Here is a 16,762-nt window from a genome sequence, read left to right as displayed (position 1 = left end):
GCGATGGATGCTCGCCCTCGTGCTCCAGCACCATCCGCACCGCGCGAGCGCGCACCTCAGGCGAAAACTTGTTCGTCGTCTTGCTCGTCATCGCTCCATCCTACTCAGGAGTTGGAGCCTCCGGGAAACCCGGAGCGGTTCAGTTCATGAGCGCGACGCGACGGTTAGCAGGGCCGGCGGAGCTGGTCGGGATTGCGCCGCCGGCCACAGCGCGGCCTCGGGCGCAGGCGGTCTACGCGAGCGCCAAGTGCGGGCGGTTTGCGTTGTGACCCGCCGCCAACGTTCGATCACGACCTTGGCGCCGATGAGCGAGTAGAAGATCCGACCTCGGCCATGTCGCCTCCCAATCGTGCGACGCAGCAACGCGGGAAGCCTCACATGAAGATCGCAGTCATCGGAGGCGCCGGACCAATCGGTTCACAGGTCGTCGCCACGTACTCTTCGAGTTCGCCGCCACGCCTGCCGTTCCCTACGTCGATCATGTCGCTGCCGATGGCGAGCGTTTCGCTGGGCGCCGGCCGTTTGCGACCAGTGATCAGCTAGCGGGATGAGGGGCCGGCCTATGGCGTCTGTGCCCTGGGCGTTCGCGCGCCGGCGCAGGTGCGCCGATTTCCCTACGCTCCTAGAAGCCGGCGGGAAAACCGGTCGACCGGCGCCCGCTGCCAGCGACGGCCGGGCGAGAGGCTCGGTCCCGTCTTCGATGAGCCGGGACTTCTGAGGGCTGCCTAGTCGTCGAGATGCTCGTTCGAGATCGCGCCGGTCTTCGGGTCGATGTGGAACTCGTAGACGCGGCCGTTCTTGACGCCCTTGGCCTCCCAGTGGCCGTCGTCGGCCTCGATCTTCGTGACTGAGGAGTAGCCGGCGGCCTTGGCCTTCTGGGTCGCCTGCTCGACGCTCATCCAGCCGGGGCCGGCGCGGTCCGCGAGGGCCGGAGTCGCGAGGCCGAGCGAGAGCAGGGCGGCGAGCCCGATCCTGGAGGCGGTGGTCATATGAGGTCTCCTGCGTTCTGCGGGGTTTCCGTCTTGCCAAGCTCGCCGCCCTTAGGCTGGCCAAGGGCGCAGCTTTGCCGTCCTTGGAGACGCTGCCCCGGTCTTGGCACGCAGCTGAGGCCGGGACGCTCGTCACCGTGCTTCCGGGCACGGTAGCGATCATGGTCGCCGTAACAATGCGATCCATCTCGTTCTCCTTGGCTCGAACGAACACTGCCGAGTTCGGGATGTTCCGCTTGTGCTTGGCGCCCGCGATCCGACGCTCGGATCGTGGTCTTGCCCCGGACTCTGGTCCGGTCAGGGGCGGTCGCTCGGCGCCTTCAGGCGGAGCGTCGGCTTGCAGGGCGAGATGAACTCGGTTCGGAAGAGCTCCGCCTGAAAAGGATCGCGGCGGATGATCAGCGGCAGACTTGAGATGGCTTCGCCCAAAGGCCCGGCGGAGCGCTTGGTGGAGCGGGGCGGGCGCGGCGCCTTGGCCATGCTCCAAGAATGAAGGCCAAGGCCTAAGACCCGGTGGGGTCAGCTCCCGTGTGCGCCTTCTCAGCGGCGAGCGCCGCCGCGCCTCGGCACCCTCCGCCCCACTCCGGCCGACCCGACAACGCCATCAGCCGTCGCAAGCCGGGCAAGGGCGCGGAGCGTGTCTCCGTCGATCACGCGCGCCTCCGGCTTCGCCTCCTTCGCTACGTCCCGACTGGCCCGCGCCGTCGGATTGCGCCGCCCAGGCCCAAGCCTCCATGACGAGGCCGGTCAGAGAGCTGGTTTGCAACTCACGGAAGCTGTCTGGGAGCGACTGGGTGCGCAGACGCGCGCTACCACGTCGGGAGTAGGATAGACACGAGGGGGTGTTTTCCAGCCGCTGCAGCATCTCGCGTAGTGCTGCCCCGCCGTCTTTGTCGTCTTGTGCCAGCAAGCGCCGCGACCTCCTGGGGAGTCATCGAGCGCTTTGCGGTGGCGAGCATCTGGTGACGCAATGTGTAGAGCGACACCCTCGTGATCATGAGCGTGTCGCATGCGCGCGTGAGCGCCTTGGAAAGTCTGGCATGAAGCCTGGACCAGGTTCCTGCGGCGCCAAGCAGGCGCCGGAAAAGAGCCAGAAATCCTTCAGCGCCAGGATTTCCGCCTTGGGGATATCGCTCAGATCAATTGTTCGGTGGGCGGCGATCCCGCGTCCGTTCGTCGCCTTCGCGCAGCGGACGTGCAGCACCTGATCGCCGACGGTCGCCTCCGCATATTCTACCGGCCTCAGACCAAGCTGTGATCCGGCGTGGAATTTTTCAGCGCCGACTGACAGCCAAGGTCTGCGCCTTACTGAGCTAGGTAGGATCCATGAGCGCTAGGGACCGCTCCAGCGCACCGCAGGCACCTCGACAGCCGATCACTGGCGTGGTCCGGTGCTCTCGCATCGCTTGGAAGGCACCGCGCCGATGTCGAAACTGAGCAAAAGCCTTGCCGTCGCGGCGCTCGCGATGCTTTCTCTTGGATCTGCTGCCGCCCAGCAACAGGACGAAGGTCCGAAGGGTTTCGTATTCTCAGGCTGGGGCGTGAAGAGCTTGAAGGATGAGAACCAGGCGGTCGACGTACGGAACAGCACCACGCTGGTGAATCTCGCAGCGACGCTGTCGTCCTTCAAAATCTCGCTAAGCATGGAGTGCGACGGGTTCTGCCTGCTGGTTTCGGACGGCGAGGAGCAGCCGATTCAGCTCTACTGGGACGACGAGCGCCGCGGGATCCGCATGATCACATCCTACGACGGTAACTCCCGCGACGTGCTCGGCAACAAGATCGGCGATGGCCTGGCCCGGGCCATCGGGAGTCACCCCGTCGTCTGCGAGGCAGGCGAGTCGACCTTCTGCGAGTCCCGCGCGCTGAAGGGACTTTGGTATGTGCCGAGCTCCGCAGACGGTTGCGACGTGAAGGAGATCGACGCCAAACGAAAGCTCTACACGGTGCCGGCCTGCGTCACGATCGACGGCTTCGCAGTGATGAGGTCATCCGAGCCCGAGCCGAAGCGTCGCCGGTAGTCGGAGGCGGAGGCGGAGAACTCGACAGCAATGCGGAGGACGAGCAGCGAGTGTTGAGCTGTGACACCCCTGACGACCCGCGCGTGATTAGACTGCGGTCGCGTTATCCAGCAGCCCGACAGCGAGCGGATTCCCGAGATCAGGTTCAACTCGCCGACGCGCTCAACAGTGACGATGGCCTCTCCATTGCAGGCCTTGCCTCCGCGGGCGGCGTAACCGTAGCGGGCTCGGAGCCATCCGGGTGAATCCTCTCGACCCCCTGCAGCTTTAGCGGCGCGTCGAGCGATCCGTAGAAGGCCGAGAGGCGCCCCGCAGAGAACGGGCCGTTCGCACGCCTGGTGGAGACCACATTTCTTGAAGCCGCTCGACCGTCCCCGGCTTTCGCCGCGAGATAGAAAGCCCGGACGGTCGTCATGCCGTCATTGTCCGGCTCCCCTGCTCCCGCCACTGGGACGGCTGCGACGACGCCCATTACGAGCGCGGCGCGGTGAGGACCCGTATGGCCGCCATAGGCTGGGAGCCATAGACGTTGACCTCGCGCCCGACGAGGCCATTGAGCTGCCGCGCGGCCTGGTCGTCGACGAGGTGGATGCGGTCTCTACCGCCGGCCTACGCGCAGGCAAGCATGTGCCTTCGATGACAGCGATCGACGTCAGCACCAAGGCCCCGGCCGCTCCTTTCCTAATCCCGGGCGCCATCGGACTGCGAGCCGCTCAGCCATAAGGATGCTTCCTGCGTTCCGCCCATCGACGATCACATCGGCGAGTATCCGATCGTACTTATCCCGCCCACCCGGCCCGCGGAGTTCAACGCGCTTTCCGACGACAAGGCCGGCAAGACGATCGCGCGCCTTCTCCGCCATGACGCGCTCGTTTGCGCAGCGGGCGCCGCCGAGCTCGGGTGCGTCGATGTCGAGGAGCCTAACCTTATCGCCGTTCGACAAGGTGCATGTGTCTCCGTCACCGCAGCGGGTCACAGTCGCGCGGGGCTCCGGCCGATCGAGCGCGCTGACCTTTCCCGGCCGGCCGATCTCTGCGCCCGCCGGCCAACTCTGAAGCAAGGGCGGCACGTAGTAGGCGAGCGTGAGCGGGCCGATGATGCTGAGGAGCATGAGCGTGCGGTACATGCGCGGGAGTGTGACCGCCTCCGGTAAATTCGTGGTTGCGCCGCATGCGCAAACTACGACCGAGGACGCACCCGCGGAGTTCGCTCTTTAAAGGCAGTTCGTGACACTGCCTTCGACCCACGGCAGAGCGTACTGCGAAGTCGGCCGCCGTACTGCACCTTTGACCCCGCGCCGCTCTCGACGACATTGACCACTGCGTCTGTTACCGGGAATTCCGGCGGCCCACCTATGAGCTCCGCTCCGACTGACGCTCGCGCAGGCCAGGCGGGGGCCGCCCTGACGGCCTCGTAGCCTTCGGTATTGAGCTTCTCGACCTGGAGGGCGACGTCTTGGTCGAGGCTGCTAGCGGGCGTAACCGATGCGGGCCGTGGTGCTGTCACCTCGAATTTTAGGCACCACGCTACCAGTGTCACAAATAGGGTGAGGGTCCCCCGGATTGTGTCCGGTCTGAATGTGAGGCTCCAGGCCTCATTGGCCGGTGTTAACACCATCGGCGTCGGGAGCAGCATGATCGAGGCGGCGATTTACTGCATCAAAGTGGCTAGGTTGCGGCTTCCGCCAGGAAGATCGAGGACCGATTGACCAGACGTCTAGGCGAACGCATGGTCCCTCCGGGGTCCCGTGGGGGTCTACATAAAAGAGATTGGCCATGAGTGACAGAACCGCAATCTGGCTCTTGCCTCTGCTATGCGCATTGCAAGCAATGAGTTCGCCCGCTGCGGCCGCCAAGGTCCTTCCTCGGGAGGTGCAAGCAAACATTGATGAAGCGATGAAGGGCTGCGATGAAAAAATCACCTTCAAGAAGGGTTTTTTGACGCGCCGCGACATCAACGGCGACGGACAGTCAGATTTTATTCTAGACTACGGTCGCTTCAGGTGCGGTGACTCGGTCGCCCTTTACTGCGGCTCTGCAGGTTGCACCACCGTCGTGTTCGCATCGCTGGCGGACAGCCGTTTTGTTAAGGTGCTGGACAGCAACGTGCAGGGATTGAGCTTCTCAACTGAGGGGGGGCTTGCAACGATGAAGGTGCGACTGCACGGATCATCCTGCGGTAAGTCTGGCGTGGAGCCCTGCAGCTCGACGACCTACTGGAACGGGTCGAACTTCGGATCAGCACATTGAGAAGCCGGATTGAAGCACTCGCCTTGCCGCGCCTTCGTGTTCGGCAGAGGCGCTTCTGGAGGCGGAGTTCCTCTCGTTTGTGAGGCGGTGAGATTCGCTTGCGGCGCGAGCATCAGTTGCCAAAGCAAGCAAGAGGCGCATTCGGCCGAGCGAAGAAGGCCTATCGAGTAGAGGTTTTTCAGAGCTCGAACATCGCCCCCTTGAGAACCCCAGTCCAGATGCCGCGCAATGTAAAATAATCGCCTTACTTCTCGCAATCGCCTTCGAACCTGACTTTACCGTTTGGTCGCTCTGGACTTCTTCACTTCGCGCTCCGCTCCAGCGAAGATCCCAAGAGTTTGACCTTCGCTAGTGCGAACTTGCGCGGGAGGCCCCGGATCGGTCCCTGGTCCGGAGATGATCTCTGTCATCCCGACGTCCCGTCGCCGTCGCATCGCCCCCCTGCAGAGTGATAGCTCTGCCTTCGTTGGTCAGGCATTCGATGAAGCGCCGGCCTCATAATTTGACTATTTCTTACCCGAGGCCACTCAACCCGGGCGAGAGTTCCTGCTTCATCGACCGTGCCTGCCAGGAGCCGAGGCCTGCAGGCCTTCCCCGCCAAGCAACTTTGCCACGTGTGACTCGACACGAACGACCGTCCCCGGCCTCAGCAACGCGGCGTCGTCGACCCGGTGGAGGCTCAGCCGAATCTCGATCTCGTCGCGGTGACCCTCGAAGCGCCTCCAGTCGTCCACCGCGAGCTCAGCCGGGCACTGGCTTCCGTCGCTGCCGACGAGGAGCGCGGCGACGTGGGCGACGCCCCACCACCCGCGGGGACGCGGCGCGCCGCCGAGGTCGCAGTACGATTCTCCCCAGGACTCCCTTCGCACCTCGACCTCCGCGAGCGTCCAGACGGGCGCCCACTTGATGCTGAGGCCCTCGTCCCATGCGCGAAGCGTCTCTGCGAAGAACGGCCGCGTGTCCGAGACGTCCGTAAGGCTGCGGTCGCACGGCTCGCCCGCGGACATCCCGGCATGGAGGCGGCGGCCGAACACGACGTGTTCGAGCCCCCTCCAGCGTTCGATGTCGCTCCCTCCCTCGTCCCATGAGGGACCGGAGACGTAGAAGCGGTTCGGTCCCGTCCTGAAGCCCTCGAGCTCCTTCAAGCCCCTTGCCCTCGCCTGGTCCATGACCTCGCGTAGGACCTGGTCGGCGTAGCCCTTGGCGGGCGTCATCCCGGCCGCCGCGGCGATCATGGCGCGGGTCTGCGGGCGGCCGGCGCAGGAGGCCAGCATCGCGTCGACCTTCGCCTTCCTCGCCGAGCGGCGGGTGGCGGTGGCCTTCGCGTAGCTGTCGATGCCGTGGCGCTCCGGGATCCCTAGGCGGGCGCGCTCCACGGCCTCGACAAGCAGCGCGCGGCGCCTCAGCGCCGAGAATGTGCCGTCGGTGTCCTCGACGAAGGATGGGCGCATCCGGCGCATCGACGCCGCGGCCTCGCAGAGCGAGAACCAGTCGGCGTCGCGCTCCTCCGCGCCCGGCGAAGCGTCGAACGCGATCCCGAGGTCGACCAGCCTCCCGACGGCGCCATAGGCGGCGGACGTGCCCTCGGTACCGAGCGCCGCCGCAAGGGACTCGATCGTGCGAGGTCCCGACTGCAGGGTCTCAAGCGCCTCGAGGTCGGACGGGCCGAGCGCCTCGCGGACGGCCCAGTCCACGGGTACGGGGTCCGCGCCCCACGCGCGGGTCTCCATAAGGCCGCGTGGTCGGCTCCTGTGCGGGAAGGCCGACGGCCCGAGCAGGGTCGCCTCGGCGACCGCGGCGCGCAGGCACGAGCGAAGGGCGGCCCAGTTGACGTCGACCTCCCGGCCGACCTCCTCGGCGAGAGCGCGCCCCTCCGGCGTGAGGCGGAACGCTCCTCCGCTCTCGACCACCGCCCCGCAGTTGACCGCGCGGGAGAGCGCTGGGTCGGTCGCGCTCCTGCCCTTGAGGGCGGCGAGCGCGGCGATCGCGACTTGAAAGTCGGCGTAGGAGAAGTCGACGAGCGCCCACGCCGCCGCGATGGGCCCGCGGGGCAGCCCGGAAAGTCCCCCGCCGCCGTCCCGTGCCATGCGCCACCGTTGTCGACAATTGAGCCACGGTAGATAACTTGCGCCTCGGGCACGGGCAACGGCGTCCCGCGGAGGCGCGATCGACCGGCTACTCGCATCCGGCCCCTCCCACCGCTTAGCGCGCCGCCTGCTCGACAGGTTCTTCAATGGCTCCGAGGAGCCGATCAGGAAGGATGAGGCGCGCAACGCAGCCCGCAGGCGCGCCGCTGCGAATAGCCCTTCTTCTCGATCGCCCAGGTCACGGCCGTTCTCCGTGCGCCGGGCCTCAGAACTAATGGGATGGTCCGCCCCGTCTCCCCGCTTCATCCTGATGGGACAACGCCTGATAGAGGAGACTGGCGATGAGCATTCGGAACGCCCCCCGCAACGCTACGGTCTTTGGGGTTGATATCGGTAAGAACGTTTTTCATGTCGTTGGGCTGGACAGCTCGGGCGCACCGCTGCAGCGAGCGACGTTGCGGCGCGACACGCTGCTTCAGTTCTTCGAGCGCGCCTCCGCCGACGCTGGTCGGGATGGAAGCCTGTCCGGGCTCTCAGTGGCTGGCGCGCAAGCTCAAGGCGCTTGGACACACGGTCCGCATCGTCCCGGCCCAGTTCGTGAAGCCCTATGTGAAGTCGAACAAGAACGACATCATCGACGCAGAGGCGATTGCCGAGGCCGTCACGCGTCCGACAATGCGCTTTGTCGAGGTTCGTTCATCTGGCCAGATCGATCTTCAGGCCCTGCATCGTGTTCGGGATCGGCTGGTCGCCCAGCGCACTCGGGTGATCTGTCAGATGCGCGCTTTCTGCCTCGAATATGGGATCGCGATGCATCAAGGCCCCGGCAAGTTCAAAGCCGACCTTCCGCGTGTCCTGGCCGACGATGAGAACGATCTGACACCGGCGATGCGCAGGCTGCTCGCCGCGCTCGAAGAGTGAAGGGGCTCGAAGCGCGGATCGGTGAGGTCACGAGCGAGATTGAAGCGGCCGCTGCGGCCGACGACACCGCCCGGCGCCTGATGTCGATCGCCGGCTCGCCGCTGGCCGCCCGTTTCCGCGGCGTCGTCTGGAAGATGACCAGCGGCTTACGCCGGGCGGCACAAGCTTTATACGATGAGTTCAAGGCGACCTTCCGGCAAGAGCTGAAGATGTCGTGGGAATCAGCAGAAGTTGCGCGTCAATCAAAATTGACTGACAACTTGCATGTGCGTAGTTCTACGGATTTGACAGCACCGACGAACACGAACACATATCCCAGATCAACGCGTTCTTGGGAAACAAATCAGTGTCTCGCATTCATTTTGTGGCTGGCGACATCTATGGTGAGCTCTTGGCTGCGCTTCGCGCGGCGTCCGAGGCTCGCGATCCTGTCACCGGCCAGCCGGACGACAACGCTTTCAAGATCGCGCTCGCCGAGCACGACATCTGTCCAATGTCCTCAGCGCACCGGATCATATCCGACCGGGCCGCCGACCGGGATCGCGAGCTCAAGAGGCCCGCCGCTTAGGGCGCGCCGCCCACCGAAGCGCCAGCCACCGAGCGCTATAACCGAAGCATCACCAGCCGCGCCGCCGGCACCACCTAGGACCGCACGACCTATGACTACCAAGAACGAAATCACCGGCCGAGACGAATGGCTGATCGGTGCGGCCCTCTATGAGGCGATCATCGCCTCTGAGGCTAAGCCCGCCGGCGAGCGCACAATCTCTGACGAGCGCGACATGCGGAGGCTCCTCGAAGCTCGTTTCGTCGACCACCACCTTTTCTTGCAGATGAAGGACGCCGGCCTTTGAAGTCCGCGTTGACCAAGCTCGCGCGCGACTTGGACAAGGCCGACCACGTCCACACCCGCACCGGGGAGGATGGCCGCGAGCGCCTCGAAATTGAGAAAGACGGCCGGTTCTTCGAGGTCTCCGAGCCGGCCCCGACCGGGCCTCCCGGTTGATGTTTATGTCGGCGGCTGGACAGCGGCCATCGATAACGGAGCCCCCCATGTTTCGGTGCGCTCCGTTTAGGTCGAACAATGTCAGGGGGTCTTCGCGAAGCTCCCAGTAATGGCCGCGATTTGCGGTCCCTTCGCGGTCACCGTCGACGTTCCCAGCCTCACAAAGCAATCGTCCCCAACAAAGCTTGGGGACGATTGTCTTGGGACGCGGATCCTGACGACGCTGTAACCCTTGTAGTTGATGACATCGATGGCCGAAAGAACTTGCGTCTTGAGCGGATCTGTGAGGTTGGAATTTCGAATGCCATCTTCGATTAACCGGACGAACTTATCGAGCTCCATGCCGGCTTGCTTTGCCTCACGGTCGATCCCCACAATTGCAACGTTGTCGAATTTAAGGGCTTGGACGCCGTATAATCCTTCAATTCTTGCGGCGTCGGCTGGTTTGTCAGCGATACCTACGTAAAGGTAACCGTCCGCATCGGGCCCGACATTTGCGATTCCGCAAACCGTTTCGACAATGGTCCTGATAATGGTGGGCCCGACTTTAAAATTGCCATCTAACTCAAGCAGGCCCTGTTTAAATTCATAACGTGCAGTTTCTGTCCGCGCACGCCTGATCGAATTCTCGAAGTCAAAAATAAGGCCAGGCCCATGGGCTAGAGTTGTAACGTCAACTTTCACAAAATAATCCTGAATAAGCCCCTTGGTAATATTAACATTCTTCTTTCGGTCATCCGTTTTTATGTGCTTCTGACCTACCTCTATGCTATTAGATAGGTTATCAAGGGCCTTCATGATCGGCGCATCAACGGCAGGGCGCATGGACTGTCGGTGCATTAAGTCAAAGAACGCCATAAACACAGCGTAGAACGGAGACTTTTGAGCGTTTGATGTAGGCTTGGGATACACCAGAGTTCTAAACGCAAACCGACTGGTATTATGGCTTTCAATCGACGCGCGTATTGTCGAAAAGGTCGACTTGACCTCATCGATTAGGCGGTCTCGGCCGTAGGCCGACAGGCGGGCGTTGAGTTCTTTAGATTCTTCTGTATCTTTAGAGTAGAGTTTATTCAGGAACTCTCCGGATGCTTCCACCGGTTCGTCAAACAGAATGGATGCGCAAATGTCGGCAATGGCCTGCTCGTCATCGCTGTCTCGGAGGTCGCCCGTGCGGAGTATCCCTTGGTAGCACCAAAAAATATCCTCCGCTTTAAGCGTATAGCCGTGGGGGTTTCTGCTAGTCTCGATGCTGATCTCGGGCATCTCGCTCAGCAACAAAGTGTCTCGTGACACGTCTCCTCGAATCTCAGCGGAGAGGGCTCTTACCACTTCGGCGAAAGGAGACAGCACGCCGGCTTGCCGCCGTTCCTGATCACTTAATTGTTTTCCGCCGGAATTGATCCGGCCGAACACATCTGTGATCCTCTCAGGCTGCTCGCCAGGAAAAATGGTGACCGCTAGTTGGTAATCCTGGAGGTCTGCACATTGTTTCGCGGAAAGACGCGGGATGTCGGTTTCACACTCATTAAAGAGGCCGCTTTCGGCTGCCTGACGTGCACGAGCAAATTCTTTGACGTCGAAGCAGCGCCCTTCAAGAAGGAATCCATTTTCGACAAATGAGAATATCGCGTTGAGGCGCTGCATCCCGTCAATGACCTCCCATATAACAGGCGCGCCAGGTTTTTCCGCGAGAAGGAATAGAGGTAGCGGGTAATCCTTAAGGATGCTATCAATCAACTTCTGTTTCTCGGATACCTGCCAAACTAGTTTCCGCTGATATTGGCGATTTACGATTAGTGTCCCGTCACGGTAGGCGCGATATAAAGACTGAATACTCATGCCCTGCGGTGAGACAGCCATTTTCACGTCCTGCTTGTGGGGCCGAGGCGCCAGCAACTGACCATGGCGTCAAACTACGCCACGATTCGGGGGAAAGTCGATGCTGGCAATCTGTTGCTGACCAGAGCCTGCTGGCTTTAGCGAGTCGCTGCCTTCATGCCACCGATTGATTCAGTGTGGCGACCAACGAAAGCGCCAACGTCGCTGGCTGGGGGCAAAAGGGAAAGACATGCCCCTGCGCCCCCTTTTGGGAGGCCCAGTCCCAACACCCAAACCGAACTCTAATCCAAAGCCAAGTCGCTGATACACTTGGCAAAAATGAAATGGCGGAGAGGGTGGGATTCGAACCCACGGTACGGTTACCCGCACAACGGTTTTCGAGACCGTCCCAATCGACCACTCTGGCACCTCTCCGCAGCAGGCGAGCGTCGATGGCGGGTGAGATACACGCCACGCCGCGATGGCACAAGCGGGAAGGCCACGGGCGCAGGCCAGCGACCCGCGGCCAGCGCCTGCCGGGCGCGGCCGCGGGTCGGCGGCGGTGGCGTCAGCGGTCGGCCTTTTCGCCCTGGGAGGAGAGCGTCAGATACTTGGTCGTGATGGCGGGCACGTGCTCCTCGAGCCAGGCGGCCATCGCGAGTTCCTCCTTGAGGGTCGTCTGGAGCAGCGGCACGGCGGCGCTGAAGCTGCCGGCCTCCGCCACCGTGATCAGCGAGCGATAGCTCGCCGCCTCGAAGTTCTCGAAGGCGAAGTTGGCGAACGTGTTCTTCAGGATCTCGTCACCCGCGATCGTGTGTCCGAGAGCCGCCAGATTGCCGCCGATCGAGAGCGCGACGTCCTTGAGGGCGGAATGGCTCTCGTCGAGCGAGCTCAGGATCTCGTCCAGGCGATGGATCTGCTGTTCGGTCTCGCCACGATGGCGACGCAGCTGGTCGGCGACCTCATCGTAGTTCTTCAGCCGATCGAGCTGCCGGTCGATGAGAGCGAGCGCCTCGTTCTCGACCGCGTGGGCGTTGCGAAGGCCGACGACGAAGGTGGAGCGAACGGTGTCTTGGTCGAAGCTGGCCATGGGGGTCCTTCCGTAAAGTGCGGGCGCCGGTGCGCCCGCGAGGCGCTTGCGCAGGGCTTCGCGCCGCGGGCGTCGTATCCTCAAGGAAAGGGCGAGGGCCGAAGAATGTTCCGCGAGACGGACGTGTTTCCGGTCACGAACCGCTCAGTGAAACGGTCCCGCTGTCCTGAGGAACGATCTGTCTCCCTTCCCGTTTGTTCGGGCACAGCGGCCTGGACCGCGCTTCACCGATCAAAGGGGCTGGGAAGACGATGGCGACCAAGGAAAAGACTCTGGAAGACCTCTTCCTCGACACGCTGAAGGACATCTACCACGCCGAGAAGCAGATCCTTCGCGCGCTCGGCAAGATGAGCAAGTCGGCGGAGTCGGACGAGCTCCGGCAGCTGTTCGAACAGCATCGCGAGGAGACCGACGGGCAGATCCAGCGGCTCGAGCAGGTGTTCGAGATGCTCGGCAAGCGCCCGCAGGGCAAGCCCTGCGAGGCGATGCAGGGCCTTGTCGAGGAAGGCAAGGAGATCATGGACGAGTTCAAGGGCAGTCCCGCTCTCGACGCGGGCCTGATCTCGTCCGCGCAGGCCGTCGAGCATTACGAAATGGCGCGCTACGGCACGCTCGCCAGCTGGGCGACGCAGCTCGGCATGCCCGACGCCGCGCGGCTGTTCGAAGAGACGTTGAAGGAAGAGAAGAACGCGGACCAGCTGCTGAACCGCGCGGCTCAGGCCAAGGTCAATAAGAAGGCGGCGTAGGCGGAAAAGCTTCCACAGAGCGCGGCGGTCTGTCCGCCGCGCTTTTCTATCGCCGGTCCGCACTCAACCGGCCGGGGATGGCGGGCCTCGTCTAATATTAGACGAGGCTCGCGGCGCTCATTGCTCCGCTAGAGGACGGTCACAGCTGCCCCAAGCCCTGGAGCGGCGGCCTCGATCGCCGGCAGCGCCTCGGCCGTTAGGCGTTCTCGCACAAGTTCCGCGATCTCGAGCGGAATGCGACCCAGCTGGTGGCGGTAGGCGACCAGCGTCAGCTGTCGGCGGAGCTGTGGCCCCGGCGTGGCTGCAAAGGCCAGATCCCGAATGTCTTCCTTCGCCTCCAGCACGCAGAGCGGAGTGGTGATGGCGAAGTGGCCGCCACTGGCGACCATCGCGGTGACTCCGGCCGGCGTGTCGAACTCCAGCCCGCGGGGCAGCTCCAGCCCCAGCCGGCGCAGATGCCTGTCGATGTCCCCGCCCGTGCTGGAGCGGGCGCTGAATCGGACGAATTTCAGCCGGCCCGCAAGCGCCTCCAGCTCAGCGAGCGTTCGCACCGGAGCTTCGTCCTTCGGCAGAACCAGAACATAGGTCTCCGCCACGATCGGCCAGCGCTCGAGGCCGCTGATGTCGCCGAGGTCGTCGACGCCGATCATGACATCGAGATTGCGCGTCACGAGCGCGCTGGCGTGCGCGGCGGTGAGGCCCGAGAAAATCGAGACCTCGTCCGCCCGCCCGGACAGGAAGCGCGCCAGAGGGGCCGCCACCGTCCGCGACAACGAATCCACCAGCCCGATCCGCACCAGAGGAAGCCGGCCACGGCCGACCTCGCGCAGCACGGGCGCGATCTGGCGGGCTTCCGAAAGCAGCGCGCTCGCCCGTTGCCGCAGCAGCGCGCCGGCGGGCGTTAACGCGAGAGGCCGCACCGCCCGGTCGAACAGCCCCGCGCCGATGCGGGTCTCAAGTTCCCCGATCGCGATCGAGACCGCCGGCTGGGTTAGCCCCAGTCGCCGCGCCGCGACCGCCATCGCGCCCGCGTCGCAAACCGCGAGGAAGATCGAGAGGGATCGGAGGTCGAAGGGGAGATCGTCGGAGCGGGTCGCCATGCTGCGCGTCCGGATGCGGGCGACCGCCTATAAGTTCGATTTATGTTGAGCGCGCAAGCGCCGCGCGGGATGGCTTGTCGGACAACGGCAGTGGACGGCCTTCATGTCGACCGACAACTACTCGATCTTTTCCGTGCTTCGCGAAGCGCTCCGCGGCCACACCGGATGGAAGCCGGCGTGGCGCGACGCAGCGCCGAAGGCGGCCTACGACGTGGTGATCGTCGGCGGCGGCGGCCATGGATTGGCGGCGGCGCACTACCTCGCCAAGGAATTCGGCGTCACCAATGTCGCGGTGGTCGAGAAGGGCTGGATCGGCGGCGGCAATGTCGGTCGGAACACCACGATCATCCGGTCGAACTACCTGCTCCCCGGCAACATCCCGTTCTACGAACACTCGATGAAGCTGTGGGAGGGTCTTGAGCAGGACCTGAACTATAACGCGATGGTCAGCCAGCGCAGCGTGATCAACCTGTTCCATTCCGACGGGCAGCGCGACGCCTATGCACGCCGCGGCAACGCCATGCGGCTGCACGGGGTGGACGCCGATCTGCTGGACGTCGCGGAGCTCAAGCGCATCCTGCCGATGCTGGACTACGACAACGCCCGCTTCCCGGTGAAGGGCGCGCTGCGTCAGAAGCGCGGCGGCACGGTGCGCCACGACGCCGTCGCCTGGGGCTACGCCCGCTCGGCCGACGGCCGCGGCGTCGACATCATCCAGAACTGCGAGGTGACGGGCTTCCGCATCGAGGGCGGCCGCATCCTTGGGCTGGAGACGAGCCGCGGCTTCATTGGCGCCAAGAAGGTCGCGCTCGCCTGCGCGGGCAACTCCTCGCGCGTCGCCGCGATGGCCGGGATGCGCCTGCCCATCGAGAGCCACGTGCTGCAGGCCTTCGTCACCGAGGGGATCAAGCCGTTCATCGATACGGTCTGCACCTTCGGCGCCGGGCACTTCTACATCAGCCAGTCCGACAAGGGCGGCTTGGTCTTCGGCGGCGACATCGACGGCTACAACTCCTACGCCCAGCGCGGCAACCTGCCGACCGTCGAGGATGTCTGCGAGGGCGGCATGGCCCTGATGCCGGCGATCGGCAGGGTGCGGCTGCTGCGCTCCTGGGGCGGCATCATGGACATGTCCATGGACGGCTCGCCGATCATCGACCGCACGCCGGTCGAGGGCCTCTACCTCAACGCCGGCTGGTGCTACGGCGGCTTCAAGGCCGTGCCGGCCGCCGGCCACTGCCTCGCTCACCTGATCGCCCGCGACGAACCCCACCCGGTCGCCGCCGCCTATCGACTCGACCGTTTCGCCACCGGGCGGACGATCGACGAGAAGGGCATGGGCGCGCAGCCGAACCTCCACTGAGAGTCCACCGCCATGCGCATCGCCTGCCCCTTTTGCGGACCGCGCGGCGTCGACGAATTCGCCTATCTGGGCGACGCGACCGTCAAGCGGCCGAACGCCGACGCGCCGGACGCGCTGCCGGCCTTCGTCGAATATGTCTACCTGCGCGACAATCCGGCCGGCCTGCACCGGGAGCTCTGGCAGCACGCGCTCGGCTGTCAGTCCTGGCTGGTCGTGACCCGCAACGTCCGCACGCATGTGATTGATCAGGTCGAGGCCGCCCGCGACGTCGCCGTCGCGCGCTCCTCGGAGGCCGAGTGATGTCCCAGTCGAACCGTCTCGCCGCCGGCGGCCTGATCGATCGCGCCTCCAGCATCGGCTTCACCTTCGACGGGCGGCGCTACGCCGGCCATCCGGGCGACACGCTGGCCTCGGCGCTGCTCGCCAACGGCGTGAAGCTCGTCGGCCGTTCGTTCAAGTATCATCGTCCGCGGGGCGTGCTGACCGCCGGCTCCGAGGAGCCGAACGCGCTGGTCGAGCTGCGCTCCGGCGCGCGGCGCGAGCCGAACGCAAAGGCGACGGTCGCCGAGCTCTATGACGGCCTCGAGGCGACCAGCCAGAACCGCTGGCCTTCGCTCGCCTTCGATGTGATGGCGGTGAACCAGCTCGCCTCGCCGGTCTTCGTCGCCGGCTTCTACTACAAGACCTTCATGTGGCCGGCGAAGTTCTGGGAGAAGCTCTACGAGCCGATGATCCGCCGCGCTGCTGGCCTCGGCCGGCTCTCCGGAGAGGCCGATCCGGATTCCTACGAGAAGATCACCGCGCACTGCGACGTGCTGGTGATCGGCAGCGGGCCGGCCGGTCTTGCGGCCGCGCTAGCCGCCGGCCGCTCCGGCGCCCGGGTGATCCTGGCGGAAGAGGATTTCGCGCTCGGCGGCCGGCTGAACTCGGACCGTCGGCTGATCGGCGACAAGCCCTCTGCCGCTTGGGCGGCGGAAGCCGTGGCGGAGCTCGAAAGCCTGCCGGAGGTGACCGTGCTGCGCCGCACCCCGGTGGTGGGCGTCTATGACGACGGCGTCTACGCCGCGCTGGAGCGCGTTTCCGATCACATGCGCGAGCCCGGTCCGCATCGGCCGCGCGAGCGGTTGTGGCGCATCGTGGCCAAGCGGGCGGTCCTCGCCGCCGGCGCGCTCGAGCGGCCGATCCCGTTCGGAGGCAACGACACGCCGGGCGTGATGCTGGCGAGCGCGGTCCGGACCTATCTCAACCGCTTCGGCGTCGCGCCGGGCAAGCGCGCCGTGGTCTACGCCAACAATGACGACGCCGCCGCCACGATCGCGGATCTCGCCGCGGCCGGCTGCGAGGTCGTCGCGGTGGTCGACGCGCGCGG

At 64.6% G+C, this 16,762-nt stretch carries 14 protein-coding genes, 1 tRNA gene and 1 pseudogene; 9 read left to right on the top strand and 7 right to left on the bottom strand.

Annotated elements, in window-relative coordinates:
* Positions 1–725 precede the first annotated feature (725 nt).
* Positions 726–989 (bottom strand): PepSY domain-containing protein, encoded by a 264-nt coding sequence (locus ACIKT0_RS04880; RefSeq protein WP_407104256.1) that lies wholly within the window; start codon positions 987–989, stop codon positions 726–728.
* Positions 990–2,380: 1,391 nt separating this feature from the next.
* On the opposite strand from ACIKT0_RS04880, the gene ACIKT0_RS04875 reads away from it, so the two are divergent.
* Positions 2,381–3,010, top strand: a complete 630-nt coding sequence (locus ACIKT0_RS04875; protein ID WP_407104255.1) for a hypothetical protein — start codon at positions 2,381–2,383, stop codon at positions 3,008–3,010.
* 652 nt (positions 3,011–3,662) lie between these two features.
* On the opposite strand, the gene ACIKT0_RS04870 is transcribed toward ACIKT0_RS04875, so the two are convergent.
* Positions 3,663–4,136 carry a thermonuclease family protein gene (locus ACIKT0_RS04870; protein WP_407104254.1) on the bottom strand — a complete coding sequence of 158 codons (474 nt, stop codon included), beginning with the start codon at positions 4,134–4,136 and terminating at the stop codon, positions 3,663–3,665.
* Between the two features lie 649 nt (positions 4,137–4,785).
* On the opposite strand from ACIKT0_RS04870, the gene ACIKT0_RS04865 reads away from it, so the two are divergent.
* Complete coding sequence (locus ACIKT0_RS04865) at positions 4,786–5,259, top strand: hypothetical protein (protein WP_407104253.1); 474 nt, start codon at positions 4,786–4,788, stop codon at positions 5,257–5,259.
* A 551-nt stretch (positions 5,260–5,810) separates the two neighbouring features.
* Here ACIKT0_RS04865 and ACIKT0_RS04860 read toward each other — a convergent pair.
* Positions 5,811–7,346, bottom strand: a complete 1,536-nt coding sequence (locus ACIKT0_RS04860; RefSeq protein ID WP_407104252.1) for a hypothetical protein — start codon at positions 7,344–7,346, stop codon at positions 5,811–5,813.
* 341 nt (positions 7,347–7,687) lie between these two features.
* On the opposite strand from ACIKT0_RS04860, the pseudogene ACIKT0_RS04855 reads away from it, so the two are divergent.
* From ACIKT0_RS04855 to ACIKT0_RS04845, 3 genes and pseudogenes are all read left to right on the top strand, one after another.
* Positions 7,688–8,377 (top strand): annotated as a pseudogene (locus ACIKT0_RS04855) (IS110 family RNA-guided transposase); the annotation flags it as partial.
* Positions 8,378–8,926: 549 nt separating this feature from the next.
* Positions 8,927–9,121 carry a hypothetical protein gene (locus ACIKT0_RS04850; protein WP_407104258.1) on the top strand — a complete coding sequence of 65 codons (195 nt, stop codon included), beginning with the start codon at positions 8,927–8,929 and terminating at the stop codon, positions 9,119–9,121.
* 8 nt (positions 9,122–9,129) lie between these two features.
* Complete coding sequence (locus tag ACIKT0_RS04845; protein ID WP_407104251.1) at positions 9,130–9,273, top strand: hypothetical protein; 144 nt, start codon at positions 9,130–9,132, stop codon at positions 9,271–9,273.
* Positions 9,274–9,354: 81 nt separating this feature from the next.
* On the opposite strand, the gene ACIKT0_RS04840 is transcribed toward ACIKT0_RS04845, so the two are convergent.
* The 3 genes from ACIKT0_RS04840 to ACIKT0_RS04830 all read right to left on the bottom strand — a co-directional run bounded on the left by ACIKT0_RS04840 (position 9,355) and on the right by ACIKT0_RS04830 (position 12,184).
* Entirely contained in the window at positions 9,355–11,136 is a 1,782-nt protein-coding gene (locus ACIKT0_RS04840) for a GmrSD restriction endonuclease domain-containing protein (RefSeq protein ID WP_407104257.1), read from the bottom strand.
* Positions 11,137–11,439: 303 nt separating this feature from the next.
* Positions 11,440–11,529: transfer RNA gene (locus tag ACIKT0_RS04835), tRNA-Ser, on the bottom strand.
* Positions 11,530–11,662: 133 nt separating this feature from the next.
* Positions 11,663–12,184 carry a ferritin-like domain-containing protein gene (locus ACIKT0_RS04830; RefSeq protein WP_407104250.1) on the bottom strand — a complete coding sequence of 174 codons (522 nt, stop codon included), beginning with the start codon at positions 12,182–12,184 and terminating at the stop codon, positions 11,663–11,665.
* 251 nt (positions 12,185–12,435) lie between these two features.
* Here ACIKT0_RS04830 and ACIKT0_RS04825 point away from each other — a divergent pair, with 251 nt between their 5' ends.
* Positions 12,436–12,930, top strand: a complete 495-nt coding sequence (locus ACIKT0_RS04825; protein ID WP_183394561.1) for a YciE/YciF ferroxidase family protein — start codon at positions 12,436–12,438, stop codon at positions 12,928–12,930.
* Positions 12,931–13,058: 128 nt separating this feature from the next.
* Here the strand turns inward: ACIKT0_RS04825 and ACIKT0_RS04820 are convergent, their stop codons facing one another.
* Entirely contained in the window at positions 13,059–14,030 is a 972-nt protein-coding gene (locus ACIKT0_RS04820; RefSeq protein WP_407104249.1) for a LysR family transcriptional regulator, read from the bottom strand.
* 103 nt (positions 14,031–14,133) lie between these two features.
* Between ACIKT0_RS04820 and ACIKT0_RS04815 the strand changes: the two genes are divergently transcribed.
* The 3 genes from ACIKT0_RS04815 to ACIKT0_RS04805 all read left to right on the top strand — a co-directional run.
* On the top strand, positions 14,134–15,393 hold the full coding sequence (locus ACIKT0_RS04815) for a sarcosine oxidase subunit beta family protein (RefSeq protein WP_407104248.1): 1,260 nt from the start codon (positions 14,134–14,136) through the stop codon (positions 15,391–15,393).
* Positions 15,394–15,405: 12 nt separating this feature from the next.
* Complete coding sequence (locus ACIKT0_RS04810) at positions 15,406–15,693, top strand: sarcosine oxidase subunit delta (RefSeq protein WP_407104247.1); 288 nt, start codon at positions 15,406–15,408, stop codon at positions 15,691–15,693.
* Positions 15,693–16,762, top strand: a 1,070-nt coding sequence (locus ACIKT0_RS04805; RefSeq protein ID WP_407104246.1) for a 2Fe-2S iron-sulfur cluster-binding protein, incomplete at its 3' end; no start/stop codon positions are given. The genes ACIKT0_RS04810 and ACIKT0_RS04805, both read left to right, overlap by 1 nt.

This window comes from Hansschlegelia beijingensis, from assembly GCF_045505405.1.
Classification (GTDB): domain Bacteria; phylum Pseudomonadota; class Alphaproteobacteria; order Rhizobiales; family Methylopilaceae; genus Methylopila; species Methylopila beijingensis_A.
Note: the sequence above shows the minus strand (reverse complement) of the source record. Positions and strands in the feature narration are given on the sequence as shown.

Excerpts from the sequence above, each read along its gene's own strand:
- ACIKT0_RS04880 (WP_407104256.1), bottom strand. The coding sequence starts at position 989 with ATGACCACCGCCTCCAGGATCGGGCTCGCCGCCCTGCTCTCGCTCGGC.
- ACIKT0_RS04870 (WP_407104254.1), bottom strand. The coding sequence starts at position 4,136 with ATGTACCGCACGCTCATGCTCCTCAGCATCATCGGCCCGCTCACGCTC.
- ACIKT0_RS04865 (WP_407104253.1), top strand. The coding sequence starts at position 4,786 with ATGAGTGACAGAACCGCAATCTGGCTCTTGCCTCTGCTATGCGCATTG.
- ACIKT0_RS04860 (WP_407104252.1), bottom strand. The coding sequence starts at position 7,346 with ATGGCACGGGACGGCGGCGGGGGACTTTCCGGGCTGCCCCGCGGGCCC.
- ACIKT0_RS04850 (WP_407104258.1), top strand. The coding sequence starts at position 8,927 with ATGACTACCAAGAACGAAATCACCGGCCGAGACGAATGGCTGATCGGT.
- ACIKT0_RS04840 (WP_407104257.1), bottom strand. The coding sequence starts at position 11,136 with ATGGCTGTCTCACCGCAGGGCATGAGTATTCAGTCTTTATATCGCGCC.
- ACIKT0_RS04830 (WP_407104250.1), bottom strand. The coding sequence starts at position 12,184 with ATGGCCAGCTTCGACCAAGACACCGTTCGCTCCACCTTCGTCGTCGGC.
- ACIKT0_RS04825 (WP_183394561.1), top strand. The coding sequence starts at position 12,436 with ATGGCGACCAAGGAAAAGACTCTGGAAGACCTCTTCCTCGACACGCTG.
- ACIKT0_RS04820 (WP_407104249.1), bottom strand. The coding sequence starts at position 14,030 with ATGGCGACCCGCTCCGACGATCTCCCCTTCGACCTCCGATCCCTCTCG.
- ACIKT0_RS04815 (WP_407104248.1), top strand. The coding sequence starts at position 14,134 with ATGTCGACCGACAACTACTCGATCTTTTCCGTGCTTCGCGAAGCGCTC.
- ACIKT0_RS04810 (WP_407104247.1), top strand. The coding sequence starts at position 15,406 with ATGCGCATCGCCTGCCCCTTTTGCGGACCGCGCGGCGTCGACGAATTC.